This is a genomic window from Huintestinicola butyrica (genome assembly GCF_025567215.1).
Taxonomy (GTDB): domain Bacteria; phylum Bacillota; class Clostridia; order Oscillospirales; family Ruminococcaceae; genus Huintestinicola; species Huintestinicola butyrica.
This window is the reverse complement of record NZ_JAOQKB010000002.1, coordinates 378,735-402,577: the sequence shown is the minus strand read 5'-3', so window position 1 is coordinate 402,577 and position 23,843 is coordinate 378,735. Positions and strand designations below refer to the sequence as shown.

At 47.9% G+C, this 23,843-nt stretch carries 20 protein-coding genes and 1 tRNA gene; 8 read left to right on the top strand and 13 right to left on the bottom strand.

All coding sequences use genetic code 11. The features are described 5' to 3' along the window. Positions 1 to 117 precede the first annotated feature (117 nt). The gene (locus OCV68_RS04060) at positions 118 to 1,407 is read left to right on the top strand and encodes a hypothetical protein (RefSeq protein WP_262570930.1); all 1,290 of its coding nucleotides are present in this window, start codon (positions 118 to 120) and stop codon (positions 1,405 to 1,407) included. After that, on the top strand, positions 1,404 to 2,093 hold the full coding sequence (locus OCV68_RS04055) for a glycosyltransferase family 2 protein (RefSeq protein WP_022474898.1): 690 nt from the start codon (positions 1,404 to 1,406) through the stop codon (positions 2,091 to 2,093). Before OCV68_RS04060 ends, OCV68_RS04055 begins: the two co-directional genes overlap by 4 nt. Before the next feature lie 48 nt (positions 2,094 to 2,141). On the opposite strand, the gene OCV68_RS04050 is transcribed toward OCV68_RS04055, so the two are convergent. Further along, positions 2,142 to 4,325 (bottom strand): S-layer homology domain-containing protein, encoded by a 2,184-nt coding sequence (locus OCV68_RS04050; protein WP_262570928.1) that lies wholly within the window; start codon positions 4,323 to 4,325, stop codon positions 2,142 to 2,144. A 141-nt stretch (positions 4,326 to 4,466) separates the two neighbouring features. Then, a complete protein-coding gene (locus OCV68_RS04045) occupies positions 4,467 to 4,964 on the bottom strand; it encodes a prolyl-tRNA synthetase associated domain-containing protein (protein WP_262570926.1) in 498 nt (165 codons plus the stop codon). 168 nt (positions 4,965 to 5,132) lie between these two features. On the opposite strand from OCV68_RS04045, the gene OCV68_RS04040 reads away from it, so the two are divergent. Continuing rightward, positions 5,133 to 5,735, top strand: coding sequence for an L-2-amino-thiazoline-4-carboxylic acid hydrolase (locus OCV68_RS04040; protein ID WP_262570925.1), 603 nt, complete (start codon positions 5,133 to 5,135; stop codon positions 5,733 to 5,735). Between the two features lie 58 nt (positions 5,736 to 5,793). Here OCV68_RS04040 and OCV68_RS04035 read toward each other — a convergent pair whose 3' ends face one another. The 3 genes from OCV68_RS04035 to OCV68_RS04025 form a co-directional block, all read right to left on the bottom strand. Next, positions 5,794 to 7,560, bottom strand: a complete 1,767-nt coding sequence (locus tag OCV68_RS04035) for an ABC transporter ATP-binding protein (protein ID WP_262570923.1) — start codon at positions 7,558 to 7,560, stop codon at positions 5,794 to 5,796. Continuing rightward, complete coding sequence (locus tag OCV68_RS04030) at positions 7,561 to 9,270, bottom strand: ABC transporter ATP-binding protein (protein ID WP_262570898.1); 1,710 nt, start codon at positions 9,268 to 9,270, stop codon at positions 7,561 to 7,563. It lies immediately after the preceding gene. Between the two features lie 185 nt (positions 9,271 to 9,455). Continuing rightward, positions 9,456 to 9,995: a DUF5662 family protein gene (locus tag OCV68_RS04025; protein ID WP_022474892.1), complete on the bottom strand. Its 540-nt coding sequence runs from the start codon at positions 9,993 to 9,995 to the stop codon at positions 9,456 to 9,458. Positions 9,996 to 10,143: 148 nt separating this feature from the next. On the opposite strand from OCV68_RS04025, the gene OCV68_RS04020 reads away from it, so the two are divergent. Further along, positions 10,144 to 11,697 (top strand): oligosaccharide flippase family protein, encoded by a 1,554-nt coding sequence (locus tag OCV68_RS04020; RefSeq protein WP_262570896.1) that lies wholly within the window; start codon positions 10,144 to 10,146, stop codon positions 11,695 to 11,697. A gap of 228 nt (positions 11,698 to 11,925) precedes the next feature. Here OCV68_RS04020 and OCV68_RS04015 read toward each other — a convergent pair whose 3' ends face one another. The 8 genes from OCV68_RS04015 to OCV68_RS03980 all read right to left on the bottom strand — a co-directional run bounded on the left by OCV68_RS04015 (position 11,926) and on the right by OCV68_RS03980 (position 20,680). Next, entirely contained in the window at positions 11,926 to 12,864 is a 939-nt protein-coding gene (locus tag OCV68_RS04015; RefSeq protein WP_022474890.1) for a MetQ/NlpA family ABC transporter substrate-binding protein, read from the bottom strand. A gap of 146 nt (positions 12,865 to 13,010) precedes the next feature. After that, positions 13,011 to 13,688, bottom strand: a complete 678-nt coding sequence (locus OCV68_RS04010; RefSeq protein WP_022474889.1) for a methionine ABC transporter permease — start codon at positions 13,686 to 13,688, stop codon at positions 13,011 to 13,013. A gap of 24 nt (positions 13,689 to 13,712) precedes the next feature. Beyond that, positions 13,713 to 14,699, bottom strand: a complete 987-nt coding sequence (locus tag OCV68_RS04005) for a methionine ABC transporter ATP-binding protein (protein ID WP_337674695.1) — start codon at positions 14,697 to 14,699, stop codon at positions 13,713 to 13,715. Between the two features lie 305 nt (positions 14,700 to 15,004). Further along, positions 15,005 to 16,135 carry an ATP-binding protein gene (locus OCV68_RS04000; RefSeq protein WP_022474887.1) on the bottom strand — a complete coding sequence of 377 codons (1,131 nt, stop codon included), beginning with the start codon at positions 16,133 to 16,135 and terminating at the stop codon, positions 15,005 to 15,007. 112 nt (positions 16,136 to 16,247) lie between these two features. Beyond that, the gene (locus OCV68_RS03995) at positions 16,248 to 18,485 is read right to left on the bottom strand and encodes a DNA gyrase/topoisomerase IV subunit A (RefSeq protein ID WP_262570893.1); all 2,238 of its coding nucleotides are present in this window, start codon (positions 18,483 to 18,485) and stop codon (positions 16,248 to 16,250) included. A 19-nt stretch (positions 18,486 to 18,504) separates the two neighbouring features. Further along, the gene (gene scfB / locus OCV68_RS03990) at positions 18,505 to 19,881 is read right to left on the bottom strand and encodes a thioether cross-link-forming SCIFF peptide maturase (RefSeq protein WP_022474885.1); all 1,377 of its coding nucleotides are present in this window, start codon (positions 19,879 to 19,881) and stop codon (positions 18,505 to 18,507) included. Positions 19,882 to 20,007: 126 nt separating this feature from the next. Next, positions 20,008 to 20,151: a six-cysteine ranthipeptide SCIFF gene (gene scfA / locus OCV68_RS03985; protein ID WP_022474884.1), complete on the bottom strand. Its 144-nt coding sequence runs from the start codon at positions 20,149 to 20,151 to the stop codon at positions 20,008 to 20,010. A 124-nt stretch (positions 20,152 to 20,275) separates the two neighbouring features. Next, on the bottom strand, positions 20,276 to 20,680 hold the full coding sequence (locus OCV68_RS03980) for a TIGR04086 family membrane protein (protein WP_022474883.1): 405 nt from the start codon (positions 20,678 to 20,680) through the stop codon (positions 20,276 to 20,278). Positions 20,681 to 20,839: 159 nt separating this feature from the next. Here OCV68_RS03980 and OCV68_RS03975 point away from each other — a divergent pair. The 4 genes from OCV68_RS03975 to sigG all read left to right on the top strand — a co-directional run bounded on the left by OCV68_RS03975 (position 20,840) and on the right by sigG (position 23,663). Beyond that, positions 20,840 to 20,924: transfer RNA gene (locus OCV68_RS03975), tRNA-Leu, on the top strand. Between the two features lie 425 nt (positions 20,925 to 21,349). Continuing rightward, the gene (locus OCV68_RS03970) at positions 21,350 to 21,727 is read left to right on the top strand and encodes a hypothetical protein (RefSeq protein ID WP_262570889.1); all 378 of its coding nucleotides are present in this window, start codon (positions 21,350 to 21,352) and stop codon (positions 21,725 to 21,727) included. A 101-nt stretch (positions 21,728 to 21,828) separates the two neighbouring features. Then, positions 21,829 to 22,776 carry an ADP-ribosylglycohydrolase family protein gene (locus tag OCV68_RS03965; RefSeq protein WP_022474881.1) on the top strand — a complete coding sequence of 316 codons (948 nt, stop codon included), beginning with the start codon at positions 21,829 to 21,831 and terminating at the stop codon, positions 22,774 to 22,776. 104 nt (positions 22,777 to 22,880) lie between these two features. Next, positions 22,881 to 23,663 carry an RNA polymerase sporulation sigma factor SigG gene (gene sigG, locus OCV68_RS03960; RefSeq protein WP_022474880.1) on the top strand — a complete coding sequence of 261 codons (783 nt, stop codon included), beginning with the start codon at positions 22,881 to 22,883 and terminating at the stop codon, positions 23,661 to 23,663. Positions 23,664 to 23,843: the final 180 nt, after the last annotated feature.

Genomic DNA, 23,843 nt, shown 5'->3' with positions numbered 1-23,843 from the left:
GCATAAGTTTTGCCCCTCAGGGATCTCCCTGAGGGGCTTTTTGCGTTGCATCGCTATAGACATTCCATGAAAAATATGCTATAATAAGGGAAATTATAACTCAATCGGAGAAATGATATGACGAAAAAGATAACGGTTCATCTGGCGGCATTTTTTGCGGCTATAGCGGTGATGTGGGGGCTGCTGGTGCTTACCTCTATTATCCCAAACGAAAAAATATATGAGGGGCTTATGGAAAGCGCCGATTATTACGGCAATACAGAGGCATTTTCCTTTGAAAACAGCGGAAAGCTGTGCGATGTTGCCGATAACTACGCCGATGCTATCCTGCTGAATATTCTGTGGAACATAGACAGCTCTCACCCTGTTTATTCCTCGCTGGATACCAAGTATTACAGCGGAGAGGAGCTGGGCGTGAACTACGGGCTGTATGCTGCACTGAACGGTGTTACTCCCGATACGGATTATTCCCGCTACTGGCACGGCTCGGTAATATTTATCCGTCCGCTGATGGCTTTTATGAGCGCTCGTGGGGTGAAAGCCGTGGGTCTGGCGGCTGTGATAATTCTTGCGGCGGTGTGCTGCGGTATTCTTGTGAAAAAGCGGCAGTATTTTGCGGCGGCGGCTCTGACAGTGTCGCTGTGCTGCGTTCATGTGTGGAATGTGGGGCTGTCGCTGGAGTATATTCCCATGTTCATCGTAACCATGGCGATGTGCATTTTGTATGTGCTGCTTGAAAAAAAAGGCGATATCTATGTGACTGTGCTTTCCGTTATCGGGGGAGCTGCTGCGGCGTTTTTCGATTTTCTCACGGCTGAAACTTTGTCTGTACTTCTCCCGCTGCTGCTGGTGGTGATCATCCGATACAGTGATGACCGACTTGAAGAGAATGGTCTTCCTCTTGTTATAAAAAGCGGCGGCTGCTGGGGAGCGGCGTATCTTATGACCTTTATTGTCAAATGGGCGGCGGCTTCAGCTGTGACAGGGGAGAACAAGTTCGTTTCAGCCATTCATTCGGCAGAGGTGCGCATAGACGGCGAGACTGATATGTCCCTGCCCATGCAGATAATATCCGCACCTCTGGCAAATCTCTCCACACTTTTCGGCGGAGATGTGCGTGTTGACGGCGGACGCATCGCTTTGGGACTTATACTGACCGTTCTTATTTCGGGAAGCATATGCTTGCTTTTGGGCAGCAAAAAGCCCCCAAAGGCAGAGATAACAATAGCCGTACTGGGACTTGTGCCGTACCTGAGATACATCGTCCTCAGCAACCATTCATATCTTCATGAATATTTTACCTACAGGGCGCAGGCGGCGACTGTTATGGCGCTTTGCGCATTGGTATGGCTTTGCATACGTGATAATAAACCGACCAAAAAGGTCAGACAGAAGGTGAAGCGGTGACGGAATTTACTATACTTATGCCCTGCCTGAACGAGGAAAAGACCATCGGCAGCTGCATTGATGAGGCGAAAAAGGGTATAGCGGCAAGCAATATTTCCGCCGAGATACTTGTGGCGGATAACGGCAGCAGCGACCGTTCCGCTTTCATTGCCCGTGAGCATGGTGCAAGGGTGGTGAACGTGGCTGAAAAGGGTTATGGCAGCGCACTTATCGGCGGCATAAAGGCGGCGCAGGGAAAATATATCATCATGGGCGACTGCGATATGAGCTACGATTTTTCCGATATTGGCGGTTTTGTGCAGAAGCTCCGTGAGGGCTATGGGCTTGTTATGGGCAACCGCTTCGGCGGCATTGAAAGGGGCGCTATGTCCTTTTCCCACAGATATATCGGCGTGCCCTTGCTGTCGCTGGCAGGGCGGATAAGATACCATACCTTTGTGACGGATTTTCACTGCGGCATCAGGGGATTTGACAGGGAAAAGGCTCTGGCGCTGGGACTGTCCTGCTCGGGCATGGAGTTTGCCACAGAGATCATAGGAAAATTCGCACGCTCGGGGGAGAAGATCGCTCAGATACCCGTAAAGCTGCGCAGGGACGGCAGAAACGGCAGATCGCACCTCAGGAGCATACCTGACGGCTGGCGGCATCTTAGGTTTATTATCACAAACAGCTGTGAAAAAAAATGAGGCATTTGCAGGAGTTTGCAAATGCCTCTTTGTGTTATTCGGTAAATTTTATGAGTCAAGACCGTTGAGAATGTAATTGTAAATGCAGTGGTAAGCGTATTCCCTGGTAACATAGCCGTCGGGGTCAAAATTACCGTTCTTGCTGCCGTCAACAGCGCCTGCAGCCCAGGCAATGGAGATGTAGCCCACATATGCGCTGCTGTCCGAAACGTCCTTGAAGGGGGACTTGAAGATGTTCTTCATCTTGGCGTATCTGTCAGCGCCCATGTCCTTTACGAACAGCCTTGCCAGCTCTTTTCGTGTAAGATACTTGGCGGAAGTGCTTTCGCTGCCGTTTGCGGCATATTCCTCCACAACGGGGTCTTCGTAATAGCCTGCGTTTATCAGTGAAAGCAGAGCGTTTACCTCGTCAGCGGTTATTTTTGAATTGGGGGAGAACTTTTCATTGTCATGTATCTTGATGCCGTAGTTGTAAAGTGTGGCGATCTCGCTCTTGTACCGGGAATTGTCAAGGTCGGTGTAGGGGCAGGTTTCGCCCTGAGAAGCTGCCTTTTCAAGGGGCTTGCCGTTGTTGTCGCAGAGCTTTCCTGTTCTGGCGTTGAGCTTCCATGAATCCATGCTGTAGATGAGATATGTGTGGGGCACGGATCTATAATCGGTAAAGCCGTCGTAATAGAGGGACATATCCTGCTGACCGAACAGCAGCTCAAGAGCCTTCTGCTTGTTGACTATCTTGCCATCGCCGAAATCAACGTCCTTGGTGTAGTTTGAGCTGATGCCTGTTACTCTGCCGTCGGAATTAACGGTAACGTAAATGGAGTCGCCCGAGACCTGAATGTTGTTTACGTATCTGTAGAACTTGAAGCTGCGGCTGGTTACGGTGTAGTTTTCCGTCTTGACAGCGGGAGCGGTGTTCTCGGGGTCAGCCTTGTATTCGCCGAAAATGTCGCCGTAGTAATATTTTGCGGCTTCCTCGGCAATGGAATTGGCTTTCTTAACGTCCAGCGCCTGCTTGCTGTTCAGGGTGTAGTTGTTGAAGCTGATTACCTTTCCTGACTCAGCGTCAGCGGTAACGTATATCTCGCTGTATTCCTTTTTGTTGTTGATATAAAAGCGGCAGCTGATGGCAAAGCCGCTGGGAGCTTCTTCGCTATAGTCGATGTTAAAATCATTGACAAGGTGGCTCTTGGTGACGCCGATGTACTTGTCTTTCATCATCAGCTCCTTGAATTTATCCGAGGTGAGCATCTTGCTCATATCCGCAAGCTTTTTCTTTTCCTCGTCGGTGAATTTTACGCCTGTTGCGGGAGTGGCTTCTATATCATCCTCTTCCATCACGTCAAGCGCTTCTTCCTCGGCGGGCATGTCATAGCCGCTGTCACTGTATTTATCGGTGTCAAGAGCGGCAAGATAATCATCGTTCATTGTGGAATGTTCGCCTGTGGAAGCGTTGTAGATAAAGCTGTTCTGAGGCTCATAGACGATGCTTGCGGTGGTTTTGTTTGTTTCGTAGTCGGTGGATATCCTGTACCATGGCTTTATGGTGACTTCCTTGGCATAGATCTCCTTGATTGCTTCCTGAGTGAGGACATCTGCGGAAGAGCCGAACTTTGCGTTCTGCCACCAGTTCATATCCATTCCCAGAACATCGCCTGTGTATTTGTTGAGATATATGCGGCCGCTGTTGTTTCTTACCTCAACGCTGCCGTATTTTCTGGAAAAGCTTATGGAAACAATGTCGCTGTCAAGCCTCAGGCGGATATCATCGTCAGCCACGGTATAGCCTTTCATCGAGGGATTTACAGTGTAAAGCCAGCTCAGAGCCTTGTTGGCAAAAGCCTTCTTTGACATTTTTGCAAAGCCTCTTTTTTGACCGTAGTTGTATCTGTCGGGGCTTGTGTAGCTTGTTATCAAATCGCCCGTAACGGTGACATAATAGCTGTTTCCGCTTATATCATCGGGATTTTCCCATGTGAAGTTATAGTTCTTTAATCCGTTGCTTTCGCCTGTGGTGCAGGAAAATTTGGAGTATTCCTCGGGGATAGTTATTCTTGATTTTACTGTGGCAAGTGCTTTTTCCATATCGCTTCTATCCTCCGTGTCGGCTGACGCTGTCGATTTTGACGAAGCAGCTGCGGCGGCGTTGGGAGTTATTGTCTTTGCAAAGCAGACCGGTGCAGAGGCGTTCACTGCTATGGCAGCTGCCGCCAGAAGTGCTATCTGTTTTCTCATATTATGACCTTCTTTCTGATGATTTCAGAATTTTCGTTTCTAATAATAATACAAATCATATTAGGAAAATTTTTCATTTTAAGTCAAAAAAATACAGATTTGTTATTCTGCACAATTTTTTAAATGATATTTGTGCATTGCTCATGCGTTTGATATTTCGGTGACGATGACCTCATTTCCGTGCTTTTTGATGATATCTGCCAGATCATTGACATTCAGCCATACGGTTGCGGTGTTGTCATTGGGGTGAACGCCGATGAGAAAAGGCTCTTTGAAAAAGTCCTTGTCAAGGTAGAATATCACACGCAGTTCGCTGTCATTAAGCAGCCCCAGAGGAGTAACAGCTCCCGGGATAAGACCCATTATGTCCATAAGCTCGCTTTCGGAGGCAAAGGTCAGAGGGCGTGTGCCCTGAGCTTTGCGGAACGCTTTCAGGTCAACACGCTTGTCTCCTTTGACGGTGATAAGGTAATACTGCCGCCTTTTATCGTCACGGACAAAAAGGTTTTTTGCATCACATTCGGGGTGAGGGTTATCTATCTGCGTCAGCTCCGCCATGTTATATACAGCCTGATGCTCGGTTATCTCGAATTTTACTCCGCTTTGTGTAAGAAAGTCATAAGTTTCCTGCTTGTTCATGGGGCATATCTCCTTTGGATCTATTGATATTATCATATCACAGCGGGCGGTGAATGTCAATGAAACGGAGTAGCTTAAAGAGCATGAAATTGCCGTTATTGACATTTGATATCAGTTGTGCTATACTAACTCTGACAGGAAATTACATAGGGATAAGGAGAAATAGAAATGAATAATTCATTAAGCGCATGGATGTTCAAGCATTTTTATCACAGCGCAGTAAAAGCCGAGCTGAAACGGCGTGGGTTCCCTCAGAGCACGGCAGATAAGATAATCAGGGAATATGATAAAATATCCGCCCGTGCAAAGGATATAGGCAAATCAAGGCTTATCAGCAGCTACGTAATGGGCATATATTTTATTGCCATGAACCGCAGCACGGGAAAAGACGCCGAGGAGAATTTTGAGATATTCAGAGACGGCCTTTGCGCTTCAAAGCTGTTCCGCAAGGCGGTTGGCAATGCGGAAAGCTACCTTGATGAAAAGAAGATGGCAGGACGTCTCAAGTGGTCGGAGGACAGCCACAAGCGCTTATATGAAAATGACTGGATGCTGGATATCCTGCCGGGAAACGGCGAATATGACCTGGGCTATGACTATCATCAGTGCGGTATATGCAAGATATGCAGCGACGAGGGCTGCCCTGAGCTGGCGAAGTACCTTTGCCGAATGGACTTTGTGCTTGCGGACATTATGGGCATGAAGCTTGTGAGAACAGGCACTATTGCAGAGGGCGCAGATATCTGCGATTTCAGATACAGCAGAAAATGATCATCATAACATAAAAAACCGCCCCGTGGGGAATTTCCTCACGGGGCGGTTTGGCATATTATACTGCAAACTGGCTGTTGTACAGCTTTGCGTAAAATCCGTTCTTTGCGAGAAGCTCTTCGTGATTGCCCTTTTCAATGATGTGACCGTCACGCATTACAAGGATAATGTCCGCCTCACGAATGGTGGAAAGGCGGTGAGCTACGATAAAGCTTGTCCTGCCCTGCATAAGGCGTGCAAAGGCTTCCTGTATCTTTATCTCGGTTCGGGTGTCGATAGAGGAGGTAGCCTCGTCAAGGATAAGCATGGGAGGCAGGCAGAGCATTACTCGGGTAATGCACAGCAACTGCTTCTGGCCCTGTGAAAGGCTTCCGCCGTCCTCGCCGATAACCGTATCATAGCCGTTGGGCAGACGCTTGATGAAGCTGTGGGCGTGTGATGCCTTGGCTGCCGCAATGACTTCCTCGTCGGTGGCATCGGGCTTGCCCATAACAATGTTGCTGCGTATGGTTCCCGATTTGAGCCATGTATCCTGGAGCACCATGCCGTAGTTATGGCGCAGGCTCTTTCGGGTAATGTGCCTGATATCGGTACCGTCTGCCTGAATGCTTCCGCCGTTTACGTCATAGAAACGCATGAGCAGGTTGATGATGGTAGTCTTTCCGCAGCCTGTGGGGCCGACTAAGGCAACTCTCTGACCCGGCTCTACGGAAAGGGTCAGGTCTTCGATAAGCTTTTTGTCGGGCACATAGGAGAATGCCACATTATCAAGAGTTATGCGGCCCTCTGCATTTTCCAGCACTTTTGCATCGTCAGCATCGGGTATCTGAGGCTCTTCCTCAATAAGCTCAAAGAGACGGGAAGCGCAGGCAAGTGCGTTCTGAAGCTCGGTAACAACGCCCGAGATCTCGTTAAAGGGCTTTGTGTACTGGTTTGCGTAGGAGAGGAACACCGACAGCATACCTACAGTAAACGGGTCCGGTGCGTTTGCTGTCTTTACGCAGGCGATAGCACCCGTAAGGGCAACTGCCGCATAGACCACGTTGTTTACGAAACGTGTGGTGGGGTTGGTGAGGGAGGAGAAGAAGGTGGCTCTAAGGGAGCATTTCTGAAGTCTGTCGTTTATCTCGTCAAACTTCTCCATTGCCTCGTCCTCGTGGCAGAACGCCTGGACTACCTTCTGGTTTGATATCATTTCATCAATGAAAGCGGTCTGCTCGCCTCTGGTCTCGGACTGGAGACGGAACATAGCGTAGGTCTTTTTTGCAATAAATCTTGCAATGAAGAGGGAAAGGGGGGTGAGGATAACTACTGTGAGGGTTATCTTCCAGTTGATAGTCAGCATGAATATCAGTGTGGCAAGGATAGTTACAACGCCAGTGAAAAGCTGTGTGAAGCCCATGAGCAGGCCGTCCGCAAACTGGTCTGCATCGGCGATGACACGGTTAACGGTCTCGCCTGCGGGGTGGATATCAAGGTAGCTCAGTGGGAGCTTTTGTATCTTCATGAAAGCTTCGTTTCGCATATCACGGACAATGTGGTAGGTGATGCGGTTGTTTACCGTGTTCATGAGCCACTGAACAGCCGCAGTTGCCGCAGCGATAAGGGCGATCTCTTTCAGCAGCTTTGCGATGCCTTTGAAATCTACCTGACCCTTGCCGATGATAAGGTCGATAACATCGCCTATGAGCACGGGTACATACAGCGTAAGAGCAACGGTCAGAGCCGCCATTATTATAGACAGGAACATGAGCAGACGGTACTTGCCGATGTATGTCATGACCTTTTTGAATGTGCCCTTGTCAGCTTTTTTCTTTTCAGCCATTTATACCGCCTCCTTTTTGAACTGAGAGTTGTAGATCTCCTGATATACGGAGCAGCTCTTCATAAGCTCGTCGTGTGTGCCTATGCCAACAGCAGCGCCGTCGTCCAGAACGATTATCCTGTCAGCGTGCTGAATGGAAGATGTACGCTGGGATACGATGAATACGGTGGGGTGATAATCCAGCTCTCTCAGTGATTTTCTGAGAGCTGCATCTGTTGCAAAGTCCAGTGCGGAGGCACTGTCGTCCAGAATAAGGATCTCGGGCTTTTTGACCAGTGCACGGGCAATGGTAAGTCTTTGTCTCTGACCGCCGGAGAGGTTCTTTCCGCCCTGCTCTATCTCGCAGTCAAGACCGCCCTTTGCCTTGATAACATCAAGACCCTGAGCCGCCTCTATGGCTTCCATTATCTCGTCATCGGAAGCGTTTGTAACGCCCCACTGCATATTTTCACGGATAGTGCCGTGGAAAAGCACAGCCTTCTGGGGAACAACACCTATCTTCTCACGGAGCTGTTCAACGTCCATATCCTTGACGTTCACGCCGCCGACCTTTACCTCGCCGGAAGCTGCGTCATAGAAACGGGGGATAAGGTTGACAAGAGAGGATTTTCCCGAGCCTGTGCCGCCGATGATACCGATAGTCTCGCCCTTTGCGGCGGTGAAGGTGATGTCTGAAAGGGAGTCGGCACCTGCGTTCTTGTATCTCAGGTTAACATGGTCAAATTCCACGCTGCCCTCATTGCAGGAGCTGTTTCCGATTTCAAGGTCGGGCTTGATGTCAAGCACAGCCTGTATTCTGTTTCCGCAGGCAATGCTCTTTGTGATGTTGATGATAAGGTTTGCAAGCTTGATAAGCTCAACAAGTATCTGGGACATATAGTTGTAGAGAGCCACAACTGCACCCTGTGTAAGAATGCCTGCCTCAACTCTCACAGCGCCTGTGTGAATGAGCCAGATAATGGCAAGGTTGATGATAACATAGGTCACAGGGTTCATAAGAGCGGATATCTTTCCTACAAACTTCTGTGAAGCGGTAAGCTCGTTGTTCTTGTTTATGAAATCGTCGGTCTCCTCGTCCTCCTTGCAGAATGCACGGATAACTCTTACGCCTGTAAGATTTTCTCGGGTGACGGTCATAACAGCGTCAAGCTTCTGCTGTACCTTCTTGTACAGGGGAATGGAGCCGAGCATTATGCCGAATACCACGATAAGCAGCACAATAGTGACATAAACAAATATCATTGCGGAGGGAACGTCGATGGTGAACGCCATTATCATTGCGCCGAAAACCACAAAGGGGGAGCGGAGCAGCAGGCGGAGCGCCAGGTTCATGCCGTTCTGCACCTGATTCATGTCGCTGGTCATTCGGGTGATGAGGGTAGATGTACCGATCTGGTCAAGCTCTGAGTACGAGAGCGACTGAATGTGACCGAAAAGTACGTGGCGTATCTTGCTTACAAAGCCAACGGAAGCCTTTGCGGCAAAATACTGAGCGGTGATGGAGAATGCCAGACCCACAAATCCCAGCAGAACAAGTACCAGGCACATTTTGATGATGTAGCCTGTATCGCCGTTTTCGATACCCGTATCGATTATGGCAGCGATGACCAGCGGGACAAACAGCTCGAAAAGCGCTTCAAGCAGTTTGAAAAGCGGGCCTAAAATACTCTCCTTGATATAATCTTTAAGATATACAAGCAGCTTTTTCAAATAAATACCTCCCTTAATTACATACATTGCTTATTATACCATTTATGCTGTCAAGATTTTATAAGTAAATATAAATAATTATGATATAAAACAAAAATAAAAGAAAAGCCGCCATGAAAAACGTGTGAGTTTTTATGGCGGCTATGTGTTATAAGGCAGGCATATTAGTTTGTGGAAAAGTTACATCACCTGTGCAGTATATGCCTGATATAAGCAAAGGTGTAATCCTCGCCCTCTTCGGCAAGCATTACAAGGAGCATTTCGATGAGCTTTGCGGTGTCGGGGTGAATGAGCCTCTGAGCGGCATTGCCCCTCCTGTAATAAGCCAGCGGAGAAGCGTCGGTGTAGTTCTCGCCCATGTATATCTTGCTTGCAGCCACACGGTCGCAGAACATCTCCGCAACATAGATGAGCGGCATTTTAACGGCTTCATTGCGCTTTGTCTTGGGGCTGTAGTCGTTCCAGTATTCAAAGTGATGCTTGTTCCTGCCCTTGTGGTGCATCCATGCGGTGCTGTAGCCTTTAAGCTCACGCTCTGCCTCGTTGGGGCTGCGGGTGCCCTGATACATTTTGCAGCTTATCCAGAATTCCTCGGGGCTGTATTTTGACAGGTCGTGCGTAAGACCCTGCCAGTAAAGACCTGCACGGAAGCAGTTCTTCATTACCTCACGTCTGTGGCGGCCTACAGTTCTCAGGTGCTTGTAAATGTTGATGGGATTTATCATAAGGACATCTCCGTATATCAAAGTAATTGGTTTATTATCAGTATATCACTTATAAAAGCGGCTGTCAATCGGATTTTTAAGGCTGCATATTTCCGCCGGCTTTCAAATATAAATAATCATAACCTGTCCGAAAGAAGGTCGTATGCTGATGAACGTTAAGATAATTTCAGAAAAGCAGATAGCAAAGGACGCTGCAAAAATGACGCTCCTCAGCCTTGCTATGCAGACTGCGGGCATGATATTCAATGTAAAACTCTCCGATATGGCAGGCACCTCCGCCGTGGGGCTGATGTCGCTGATATTTTCGCTGTTCGGATTTATTATGGTGCTTGCAAACGGAAATATCCTTACCTCCACAGGCAGATTTGTCTCGGAGGCAAGGGGAGCGGGGCATGAGAATTTCTGCACTGTTATGAGATATTCCCTTACTTTTTCCCTGTGCCTGTCATTGTGCTTCGGGCTGGGGGCATTTCTGCTGTCAGATTTTCTTGGAGAGACCATACTTAAAAGCAGGCAGCTTTCCATATCGGTGCGGCTCATTGCCGTTTCACTGCCCTTTGCTTCCGCAGGGTCGTGCATAAAGGGATATTTCCACGGTATCCGACAGGTCAGCGTGCCTATGCGGGGCGACCTTATCGAATTTGCCGCAAAATGGACTGTGCTGTTCGGCGGACTTATCCTTTTCGGCGGAACGGAATATTTCTACACAGTGGCAGCGGCGGGCATTCTCGGGGGAGAGTTCATAAGCTTTTGTTACTACGGCGCAAAATATCTTGATGAATATAAGCATTTCCGTGTCCGTCCCCTGTGCTCTGCACCTCTTCTGACGGACACGCCCAAGGGATATATCAGAAGCACTTTCCCCATTCTTCTCAGCGGATATGTGCAGATGCTCATGTCAACGGCAAATGAGCTGCTTGTGCCAGCGGCTCTGCTGAGATACAGCAAAAGCACGGAGGAGGCTCTCAGCTGCTACGGTTGCTTTGAAGCTATCATCATGCCTGCGGTGTTTTTCCCGTCGGCGGTGCTCACCAGCCTTTCGGGCATAATCATTCCCGAGGCAGCATTGGCGAACCGCTGTGAGGACAAAGAGATACGGCGGTGCAGGCTTTGTCGGCTGACGGACAGTGTGTTTGAAAAGTCATTTACCTATGCCTTTTTCATTGCGGCGCTGTTCTTCTTCTGCGGCAAATGGGCAGGCAGAGTGCTTTGCCCCTCCGATGCGATGGTGGGGGATTCACTTGTGATACTTGCCCCCGTTATCCCATTTATCTACCTTGAAATTGTGCTGGAGGGGCTGCTGAAGGGTATGGGGCGGCAGAATTTTTCCACCGTGAACTCCCTCTGCGAATATGCCGTGCGGATAGCCTGCGTTATGATATTTGTGGGCAGGGCAGGCTTTGGCGGAGTGCTTATATCCTATTATGCCAGCAACGTGATAAGCAATATCGCACGAATAATCGTTGTATGCCGTGAGTCGGAGATGCGGTTCGACTGGCTGCGCTACTGCATAAAGCCGCTTGCCAAGGGGGTGATATGCTGCATGGCAGGACTGGCTGCAGTGCGGCTCACTCATGCGGCTCATTCTGGAGAGCTTGCCTGCCTTATCGTGTTCATTATGACTGCGGCTGCGGTGTTCTTCATCTTTTTCGGCGGAAAGCCCATGGGACAGAGGATAAAGGAGCTGCGGGAATGTGCATAAAAACAGCCTTTTGGGGGAAAGTGTACAAATTAAAAAATCAGCACAAATAAGCACAAAGGTAAAAAGTTTAGCCCGCCTTTTCAAAGGTAGCGGGTGTCCAGAGGGCGGAGCCATATGGTCGCTGTAGCCGCAGGAACGGACAAATTATAAAATTTGCCATAAATTTCCCGAAAATACAAAAAGGCTGCTGCATCTCTGCAACAGCCCTTTTATCAAGCCATTATTCAATTAGAATATTGCAACAACTGCGCCCTTGTAGGTCTCGTCGATGAAGTTCTTAACATCATCGGTCTCAAGTGCCTTGATGAGAGCCTGAGTCTTTGCACTGTTCTCGTCGCCGTTTCTTACAGCAATGACATTTGCATAGGTCTGAGCTGCATCGCCGGAAGCATCTTCAACTGCAAGAGCATCGGAGCTGGAAAGACCTGCTGCAAGTGCATAGTTGCCGTTGATTACTGCCAGAGAACCTTCGTCGCTGTTGTTGAACTGAGCAGCTACTGTATCAGCCTGAACGGTAACGATGTTGTAGCCGTGGTTATCGGTGATATCGAGAGTTGTTACGCCGTCTGTTGCATTTGCTCCCTCGGGAAGATCAATGAGGCCTTCCTGCTTGAGGAGGAGAAGTGCTCTTGTCTCGTTGCTGTCGTCAGCGGGGATAACGATTGTTGCGCCTTCCTTAACGTCAGCTACGCTTGCAACGCCGTTGCCGTAAAGTCCGAAAGGCTCGTAGTGGATAGAAGCAGCTGCTACAAGGTCAGTGCCGTTGGAAGCGTTGAAGCTGTTAAGGTAAGGTGTGTGCTGGAAGTAGTTTGCATCAAGCTCACCGTCTGCAAGAGCCTTGTTGGGGAGAACGTAGTCATCGTAGATAACGATGTCAAGGGTGTAGCCCTCGTCTGCGAGAGTGTCCTTTACAAAGTTGAGGATCTCGCCGTGAGGTGTGGAGGTTGCGCCTACTCTGATAACGTTGTCGCCGTCGGAGGTTTCATCGGCAGCAGCCTCGGTATCGGCAGCTGTGTCATCAGCGGGAGCTGCGGTATCCTCTGCTGCAGCAGCGGCAGTGGTGTCGGCAGCGGTTGTGGTGGTGTCAGCTGTGCCTGTAGAGCCGCAGCCTGTGAGGGAAAGTGCAGCGAGGGAAAGTGCGAGAATAACAGATGATAACTTTTTCATAATGATCTAACTCCTTAAAATCTTTATTTATTTTTATTACGGACAAATCCTGACTTGTTTTGACTGACAGCGTCAACACATTCGTCCGTAACGGAAGTTCTCTCTTAACAGCTTTTCAAATAAGCCTGCCATAAAAATTGCCCCTTTTACTTATTTATTCGCTTATCGGTCTTTCTTGCGATAAGCATACCCAGCTCCTGTATCACCTGAACGATGATGACTGTAAGCAGAACGCAGAGCCAGATTATGTTATTGTTGAAGCGCTGATAGCCGTAGGTGATGGCGATCATTCCAAGTCCGCCGCCGCCTATGGTTCCTGCCATTGCGGAGTAGCCCAGAATAGTTACCAGCGAGATGACCGCACCCACTATAAGTGAAGGCTTTGCTTCGGGGATAAGCACCTTGCAGATTATCTTGAATGAAGATGTTCCCATTGCCTGAGCCGCTTCGATAACGCCGCTGTCAACCTCCTTGATGGAGGATTCAGCCATTCTTGCAACGTAGGGGATAGCTGCGATTATCAGCGTAACTATCATCGCTTTGTTGCCAAGGCTGGTGCCGACTATGAGCTTTGCGGCGGGGAGCATTGCTATCATCAGGATAACAAAGGGGATACTTCTGAAAACGTTGACCAGTATTCCGAGGAGCTTGTTGAGCCAGCCTATGGGGTGAATGCCCTCCTTATCGGTGACGCAAAGGAGAACGCCCAGGGGAAGCCCCACAAGATAGGCGAAAAATGCGGAAATAAAGGTCATGTATATGGTCTCCCATACGCCAAGCTGTATAATGCCCTTGTCCCAGAGCTGTGTAAGCAGATCGTTCATTTTATGACCATTCCTTTTCGGTTGTTATATTTCGGCATAGTCAATGCCGCTGCGTTTAAGATATTCAAAAGCCCTTACTGAGCCCTTGCTGTCATCGGGAAGCTGGATTATCATTTCGCCGAATGCCTTGCCGTCAAGGTCCTTTGTGTCGGCGTAAAGAATATTCACGGGAACGCCGCACTCGAAGATCATGTTTGCGATAACGGGTTTGGTGGAGCTTTCACCGTTGAAGATAATGCGTATCTTCTTTCCGCCTGTTACCTCTGCAGTGGTCTTTGACTCGGGGAGAACAAGCCTTCTTGCAATATCCGACTGAGGATTTGCGAATACCTCGCTTACCGCACCAAGCTCAGCCACACGGCTTTTATCCAGAACAGCCACCCTGTCGCAGATGCTGTTTATTACCTTCATCTCGTGGGTGATAACCACAATGGTAACGCCCATGGTCTCGTTTATCTTTTTCATAAGCTCCAGAATGGAACGTGTGGTGTCGGGGTCGAGAGCACTTGTGGCTTCATCGCAGAGGAGATATTTTGTCTCTGCTGCCAATGCTCTTGCAATAGCAACTCTCTGCTTCTGACCGCCCGAAAGCTGTGAGGGATAAGCTTTTGCCTTATCGGAAAGTCCTACAAGCTCCAGCAGGTCTGCCGCTCTTTTGAGAGCCGCATCTTTTTTTACTCCCGCAATTTCAAGGGGATAGCAGATGTTCTTTATAACATTTCTCTGAGCTAAGAGGTTAAAGCCCTGAAATATCATTCCTATGTTCTGTCGGGTCTTTAAAAGCTCCTTGTTTGAAAGCTTTCCCAGATCCTGACCGTCAACTATCACCTGACCCGAGGTGGGCTTTTCGAGATAGTTGATGCAGCGGACAAGTGTACTTTTGCCTGCGCCCGAAAGACCGATTATGCCGAATATCTCACCGTCATTTATAGTCAGGCTGATATCACGCAGAGCAGTTATCTCGCCTGCTGCGGACTGATAGGTTTTGCTGAGATTTTTTATTTCTATCACGATGTTTCCTCCAAACAGCAAAAAAATAACAGGCATCGCCGTGCCTGTCTGCAATTACAGATTTCCGCATTTATTCACAGAAAGCGGAGGACACAGCACTTTTTTCGATGTTCATTTCACAGCACTTACACATCATCATTGCCATCATGTTCTCCGCTTCCTTTCATTTTTAGATTTGTTTTATTTGATGTATCTATAATACCATATAAATCATACTTTGTCAATAGGCATTTAGTAGTTTGATACACAAAAAACTTTCAACTTAAAGTGCCTATATTGTAGAATTTGGATAAATCTGCGTTTATTCAGTCGTCATAGCCGTCCAGGAAGCTGTGGATTTCCCCATCTTTCTTGTAGGATATGACTTTTGACAGGTTAACGCTCTCCACACTGCGGAAGATATTTTTCTCTATCTGAGGGTTGCCCTTTGCAAGCACCGAAATGAGGCGCTTTATTTCCATGCGCTTTGAAACGGTGCGGCCATCGGGGTCACAGGTGGTGCAGGTGTCGGTAAAGCGGCAGGCGCACTGGATAAAATGCAGGTCGTTGTATCTGCACCAGTGCTTTATCTCCTCTTCACGGATAAGGTACATGGGGCGGATAAGCTGCATTCCCTCGAAATGGTCGCTGTGGAGCTTTGGCATCATGGTCTGCACCTGACCGCCGTATATCATGCCCATGAGGATAGTTTCGATAACGTCGTCAAAGTGATGACCCAGCGCAATTTTGTTGCAGCCCAGCTCCTTAGCCTTGCTGTAAAGATAGCCTCTTCTCATGCGGGCGCAGAGGTAGCAGGGGTTGTTTTCCACGTTATAAACGGAGTTGAAAATATTAGTCTCAAAAACAGTTATGGGGATATTCATGAGCTTGGCGTTGCCCTCGATAATGGCACGGTTCTCGGGGCTGTAGCCTGGGTCCATTACAAGAAATACCAGCTCAAAGGGGAATTTTCCGTGGCGGTGTATTTCCTGAAAGAGCTTTGCCATAAGCATAGAGTCCTTGCCGCCTGAGATACAGACAGCTATTTTGTCGCCGGGCTTTATAAGCTCGTATTCGTTTATTGCCCTTGCAAACTTGCTGAAAATGGAGCGGTGGAACTTCTTGCGGATGCTCTTTTCTATCTCCTCCGCACGGTTTTCGTGCTCAAGCTTTTCGGCAAGCCACTGAACATATCCGCCTGCCAGATTTGCGGCTGAATAGCCCTCGTCGCACAGCTCGTCCGCAAAGTCCCTGCTTATTATGCCGCTTTTGCAGCATACGATGATGTCCTTATCCTTTGGAAAAGTGCTTTTCTTTTCCTCAAACTCGTTCTGGGGAATATTCACAGCACCGTCAATGTGACCCAGCTCGAAAGCGGCGCTGTCACGTATGTCTATAAGAAGATATGTATTTTTATCAAGCTTGCCCAGCTCCCGGGCAGTAATATCGGCGTTCATAATGATCCTCCTCACGGAACCGCTTGTTTGTACTAAGTTATAATACCATATGTGGAGCCTAAAGTCAAGGCGGACAACAAAAACCGCCTCCGAAACGGAGACGGCTGTTATGTTATAAAGTAAGCTGGTCGGGGTCGGTGATGTCCTTTGCCAGGCACCCTGCGGCGGGTATGGATTTCATCACGTACTTTTTAAGCTCTGCAAGCTTTTCGGGGGAGACTATGCAGGCATTGTCCGCATGAGCGTTGGTTTTCAGTGTCATTACCTGAACGCCGATAGTGTCACGGGTGGTCTTGGGAAGCACCAGCGCCGTGTTGAATATGATAGCCCTGCCCTTGTCGGAGGTTATCATTATATCCGCATTGTCCTCGATGAAGAACATCTTTACGAGCCGTGACTTGTCGGAGAACGCCTTGGTGAGCTTCTTTCTGTTGGTCTTTGTCTCAAATGCGGAGAGGGGCACCTTTGCCGCCTTGCCGTTTTCAAAAACCATGAACAGGAAGCCTGTGTAATCGGTGGTGGGTATCATGGAGATAACATTCTCGTCAGCATCAAAGCCCAGCTTTACGGGAACATATTCGCCCATTGCCGAAGCCTTTGTGTCCGCAAAGTCGGAGGAACGGGACTTATACACCTGGCATTTGTCGGTAAAGAACAGCAGCTCGGTGCGGTTGGTGGCTTCAAAGGAAGCGTCCATCTCGTCGCCGTCCTTGAACTTGTGCTCGGAGGACATTCTCAGCGACTGGGGAGTTATCTTCTTGAAATATCCGCCCCTTGTGATAAAGAGGTTTACGGGATAATCGGGAATATCCTCCTCAGGCTCTGCCTCTTCGTTTTCGTCGGGATAGCAGAACAGAGTGCGGCGGGGCTGACCGTATTTCTTGATAACGTCTTTCAGCTCGGAGATGATGATATCAAGTATCTTTTTATCGTCCGCAAGAATGCCTTCCATTTCGGCAATGTCCTTTTCCAGCTGGTCAACGTCGGAAATGCGGTTCAGGATATATTCCTTGTTGAGATGACGGAGCTTTATCTCGGCAACGTATTCCGCCTGCTTTTCGTCAATGCCGAAGCCTATCATCAGGTTGGGAACTACCTCCGATTCCTCTTCCGTCTCACGGATTATCTTTATAGCCTTGTCGATGTCAAGGAGAATTTTCCGCAGACCGTAAAGAAGATGGAGCCTGTCCTTTTTCTTGTTAAGGTCAAAGTAAACTCTGCGCTTTACGCAGTCTTTTCTGAACGCCGTCCACTCGGTAAGTATCTCATAAACGCCCATTACCTTGGGATATCCGCCGACGAGAATGTTAAAGTTGCAGGAATAGGTGTCCTGCAGCGATGTCATTCTGTAGAGCTTTTTCATGAGAGCGTCGGGGTCAGTGTTCTTTTTGATGTCTATGGCGATCTTCAGACCGTTCAGGTCGGATTCGTCACGAATATAGGTTATCTCTCTTATCTTGCCCGTTTTGGCAAGGTCAACTATCTTATCCTTTATCTGCTCGATAGTGGTGGTGGGAGGTATCTCGGTTATCTCGATGCAGTTGGAATCGGGGTCAAAGTTGTACTTTGAGCGGATTTTCACCGAGCCTCTGCCTGTGCGGTATATCTTTTCCAGCTCAGGCTCGTCGTATATCATATATCCGCCGCCGGGGAAATCGGGGCCCTTGAGGACGGAAAGCAGATTAAAATCGGGATTTTTAATAAGACCGATGGTCGCTTCGCATATTTCGGTAAGATTAAAGGAGCATACCGCACTTGCCATTGATACCGCAATTCCCACATTGGAATTTACCAGAATGGAGGGAAAGCTTGCGGGCAGCAGGGTAGGCTCAACGGTCTCATTGTCGTAGTTGGGGACAAAATCCACCGTATCTTTGTCGATATCCCTGAAAAGCTCGGCGCAGATAGGTGCAAGCTTTGCCTCGGTGTATCGGGGAGCGGCATATGCCATATCCCTTGAATAAGCCTTGCCGAAGTTTCCCTTGCTGTCAACATACGGGTGAAGAAGGGCTTCGTTTCCCTTTGCCATACGCACCATTGTTTCGTAGATGGCAGCGTCGCCGTGGGGATTGAGCTTCATTGTCTGACCGACTATGTTTGCGGACTTTGTTTTGTTGCCTTCCAGCAGACCCATTTTATACATGGTATAAAGCAGCTTTCGGTGAGAGGGCTTGAAGCCGTCTATCTCGGGCAGTGCACGGGAAACGATAACGCTCATGGCATAGGGCATATAGTTTTTTTCGAGGGTGTCGGTTATCCTCTCCTCAACCACCTCGCCGCTGCCTGCGATATATGCGTTTATCTTAGGCTGTGCCTTCGTGGTGCTTTTGGGTTCCTTTTTTCTTGCCATGAGGTCAATACTCCTTTAATTATTCTTCTTCCGCAGCCTCTTCAGCGTGGGCTGCCTTTATCATTATGGCACATTCAAGACGCTTTTTCATCATTTCGCAGGACATCTTGTAGGGGCTGAGAATGCTGCCTGCATACAGATAGTTGTTTGCGTTGCATCCGCCTGAGCAGTAGAACTTTGCCCAGCACTTCTTGCACTCTTCCTTGGTGTAGATGTGAGCGGAAGCAAACTGCTTCTTCATATCCATATTGAACTCGCCTGTGTGGATATTGCCCATTTTGAACTCGGTTATACCTGCAAACTGGTGGCAGGGGTAAATATCGCCCTCGGTGGTGATGGCAACGTACTCATTTCCCGAGCCGCAGCCTCTGAGTCTCTTGATAGCGCAGGGACCCTGATCCAGATCAAGCATAAAGTGGAAGAAATTAAAGTGCTTGCCCTTCTTTTCATTTATCAGCATAAGCTCCGCCAGTCTTTCGTATTCGCTGAAAATAGCGGGCAGCTCCTTTTCGGTGAGGGCATACTTTTCGTTATGGTCGCATACAACAGGCTCAACGGATATCTGGTCAAAGCCTAAGTCATAAAGATGGAACACATCGTTGGAGAAATCAAGATTGTACTTGGTGAAAGTACCTCTTACATAATAATTCTGGTAATGGCGCTTCTCGGCAAGACGCTTGTAGCGCTCAACTATCCTGTCATAGCAGCCTGTGCCGTCAACACGCTTGCGGACACGGTCGTTGACTTCCTTTCTGCCGTCGATGGACATAACGACGTTGGACATTTCCTTGTTTATAAAGTCCATTTTTTCGTCGTCCAGGAGCATGCCGTTGGTGGTGATGGTGAAGCGGAACTTCTTGCCGTACTCGGCTTCCTTGGAGCGGCCGTATTCAACCAGCTGCTTTACAACTTCCCAGTTCATGAGAGGTTCGCCGCCGAAGAAATCCACCTCAAGATTTTCCCTGTTGCCGGAGTTTTCAAGCAGGAAATCCAGTGCTTTCTTACCTGTTTCAAAGCTCATGACATTTCTGCCCATGCAGTAGTCGCCTGTGCCTGCAAAGCAATATTCGCAGCGCAGGTTGCAGTCCATAGCGACCAGCAGGCACATTGCCTTTACGGGGGAGGCAACGGAGTATTTCGCAAACTTCTCGTAATCGTCCTCGGAGAACAGAATGTTTTCCTTGTGAAGCTCCTTTACCTCCTCATAGCAGGAGATGATCTCTTCCCTGTCATAGAATCTGGACAGCTTCTCGATAACATTCTCGGGACATACCTCGGCAAAGGGAGGATGTACATTATCGAGCATATCATATGTAAGCTCGTCCACTATATGCACGCCGCCGCTGTGAACGTCGAGCACAATATTATAACCGCCCAGCTTGTATTTATGGATCATTTTACAAATTCCTTTCAGATCATCGGATAGAAGATTGAGGGTCACAGACCCTTAAATAGCAGTTAGAGGACAGAGGCCGGAAATTTCAGACCTCTATCCTCTATACCGAACCCTATGCGGATAAAATTACTTCTCGCACTCGCACTTCTGATTAGCAACAGTACATGAAGTCTTGCAAGCAGACTGGCAGGAAGCCTGGCATCTGCCGCAGCCGCCCTTAGTAGCAGTCTGCTTAAGGTTAGCCTTATTGATGGTCTTGATGTGCTTCATCTTAAATTTCCTCCCGAAAAAATAATTTAAACTAATTATATCACAGTTTTCCTGCAATTTCAATATCAAACGCAATATTCGTCATTTTTCACAGTTTTTTCTTGCAATATTTTTGTAAGCATTGCTAATCACCGAAAACAGGGCGGGTATTTACGCCTTTAAGACCGCCCAGAGCCGATGCGGAAAGGACTATCAGCAGCTTGCAGAAAAATCCTCCTGCGGAGAATATGCGGACGGTGAATGCGCCTATTATAAGCGTCAGGCAGAACACGGCTGCGCCGCAGATAAGCCCCGAGAGAAGTCCTTTCCTGCGCCTGCGGTTGGCGGATACGAAGGAGCAGGCAAAGCAGCCTGCGGCAAGGGCAGCCCCTGACATTGCCTTTACCGTGCCTGCGCTCATATCGCCCCAAGCGGCAAAGAATGAAAGAAAGACGGAAGCCAGAGCCAGCGCCCCGACCCCTGCAAATATTGATATAACAGCCGTGACCAGACGTTCACGTCGGGCGGCTGACCGCTGTGACAAGCGCATATAAGCCCTCCTTTGTACTGATTTGCACTGAATAGTACATTTTATGCAGCTGTGGGAGGGGATATGAGTAAAAGTGGAGCGGTTTGGCACAAAGGTTTGTTAAAAATGCTTGACAAGAATGAAAAATTACGGTATAATATTAAAGTATCATTACCACACGCCGGTGTGATGGAATTGGCAGACGTAGCGGACTCAAAATCCGCCGGGGCGACCCGTACCGGTTCAAGCCCGGTCACCGGCACCATGACCCTCAGGCAGCAATGCTGTCTGGGGGATTTTTGTTTCGTTAAAAAGCAAATATTTGAATTAAAATATAATTGTTTGTTGCAATTCGTATAGATATGTGATGTTTTGTGCCAATTCAAATAAACTTGCATATCAAATGCGATCAATGAGCATATTGTACTTCTGTCAATATGCTCATTGGCGTTTCCATACATTTCCCCGACTTTTTTTGATTTTGCTATTGACATTGGCTTATTCTCCTGTTATATCTGTACTATTATATAAGTATGACACATATCAGGGCGGTGAAATACATCTGCATAAGGCTCACGGAAACGTAAACATCTATTTTGCCTTGACCTTGACAATCAACAATGCAGAGAGTATAATTATACCTATATTGTATAATAAATATTTGCCAAGGAGAAATATACCATAGTTTTGTTGGCTACGCCTATCAAAGATGTTGAGGAGCGCAAACTTAAAATCGGGGAATTCTATTCAGGAATGACACCATATGCTTCCTGGCAGACCAATTACACATATACCGAAAATAATACGCAGGGGTCTTCTGCGACAGTTGGCATAAATGTCGGGGCAAGTGCAGGAGTACAAAATGGACAGAATATGTCGGTAACTGATTTTACTGCTGATACGGAAAATTCATCTGTAACAGAAACAGAATCACAGTCAGATTCTCTGTCAAGCAGTGAAGCAACGGCAAAGTCAAACAGTAAGTCACATACTGATGGAACCAATAGCAGTAAAACAGAAAATCAAAGTACTTCTCATACGGAAGGAACAAATAAAACTAAATGCTGAAAGTATTATTTGCTTATACAGTGTTGGATATTTACTGGGCGGATTTTGGAACAGGTCATGTGCTATTATAAAAGTGATAATAATAGTTCTGAGGTGATGTTATGAATAGGAATGCTTATATTGACGGAATGATGGGCTTAGTTGTGGGCGATGCTCTCGGAGTTCCTTATGAATTTCGTTCAAGAGAACAAATGAAAGCAGAGTCTGCGACAGATATGATCGGATATGGTACATATAACGTGCCTGCAGGTACCTGGTCAGATGACAGCAGTATGGCTCTCGCCACGCTTGACGCTCTGAGAAATGGCTGCGATTTGGAAGCGATAATGAGAAATTTCGCAGATTGGCTTTATAACCGAAACTACACGCCTTACGGAGAGGTATTCGATATCGGTTTTACCTGTCGGACTGCTATTTCAAATTATGTTAAAAGCGGTAACATCAATACCTGCGGCTGCGGCGGAGAATATGAGAACGGCAATGGTTCTCTTATGCGTATTCTTCCTGCATGTATCTATTTCTGCAATGAAGAGGTCAGCGGCAGGTCATCGGCAAATGAGATAATAAAAAATATTCATGCTGTTTCGGCTCTTACTCATTCGCATCTGAGGAGTATGATAGCCTGCGGATTATATTATTTCCTTGTAAAGGAAATAATAGTCGGTAGCGGAAGTATTTCCGAAAGGCTGCAGAAAGGCTTTAACAGCGGCTTTGCTTTTTATGAGGCTGATCCTGCAAATTTAACGGAACTTGCATATTACGAATCAATGAGGAGCATGGCGGAGTTTGCAAAACTGACTGACAGCGATATCAAAAGCTCGGGTTATGTTGTGTCTTCTCTGGAGGCTGCGGTGTGGTGTGCAGCAAATACATCTGATTACCGCAGCTGCGTTCTGAAAGCGGTCAATCTGGGGAGTGACACTGATACTGTTGCGGCGATAGCAGGAGGGATCGCCGGGCTGTATTACGGTTATGATGATATTCCCGAAAAGTGGAAGTCACTGATCGCCAAGCGTGAATGGATAGAGCGGTTATGCCGTGAAATGTGATCAAAGGCTTCAATATCTTTCCAGATTTTCCCCCTGCCCATAAATGAATAACCCGCCCTTGCAATGGCAATAATTTTAGCAGATCATTGCAAAGGCGGGATCATATGTATTACAACAAAGTTGATATCAGCGGAGTTGACACATCATCTTTGACAGTGCTGAAAGAGCAGGAGAAAATGAAGCTGCTGAAAGAATACCGTGCAGGTGACAAAAGTGCCCGTGACAAGCTGATAAAAGGAAATCTTCGCCTTGTGCTCAGCGTGATACAGAAGTTCACAGGCAGGGGAGAAAATCCCGACGACCTTTTTCAGGTGGGGTGCATAGGTCTTATCAAGGCGATTGATAACTTCAACACCGAGCTTGATGTGCGGTTTTCGACTTATGCGGTGCCGATGATAAGCGGAGAGCTGCGGAGATACCTGCGGGACAACACTCCCATACGTATATCAAGGAGCCTGAGAGATCTTGCCTACCGTGCAATGCAGGCAAAGGAGGAGCTGACGGGAAAGCTTCACCGTGAGCCTGATATAACCGAGATAGCCGAGGCTGTGGGCTGCCCGAAGGCCGACGTGGTAATTGCGCTGGAAAGCATATCCGACCCTGTTTCGCTGTACGAGCCTATCTATTCCGACACAGGCGACACCCTTTATGTCCTTGACCAGATAGGCGACGACAGCAGCTGTGCAGGCTGGATAGACGAGCTTGCTCTTAAAGATGCGCTGTCATCGCTGAACGAGCGTGAAAAGAAGATACTTTACCTGCGTTTCCTCATGGGACACACTCAGGTGGAGGTGGCAAAGGAGATAGGCATTTCCCAGGCGCAGGTCTCCCGCCTGGAAAAAAACACCCTTGACAAAATAAAGGGCAGTGACAACAAGTATCAGTGAAATAACAGCGGCATTCTTTTGGCTAAAGAGTGCCGCTGTTATTTTATACTAAGCACCAATTAAAAACTATACAAAAAATTGAGCATAATCTTGCGTATATGGATTATGCGATGATTTTTTGTCTATAGTTTTATTGGTGATTAGTATTATGTATCTGCCGTGTTCATCGGAAAATTGCCG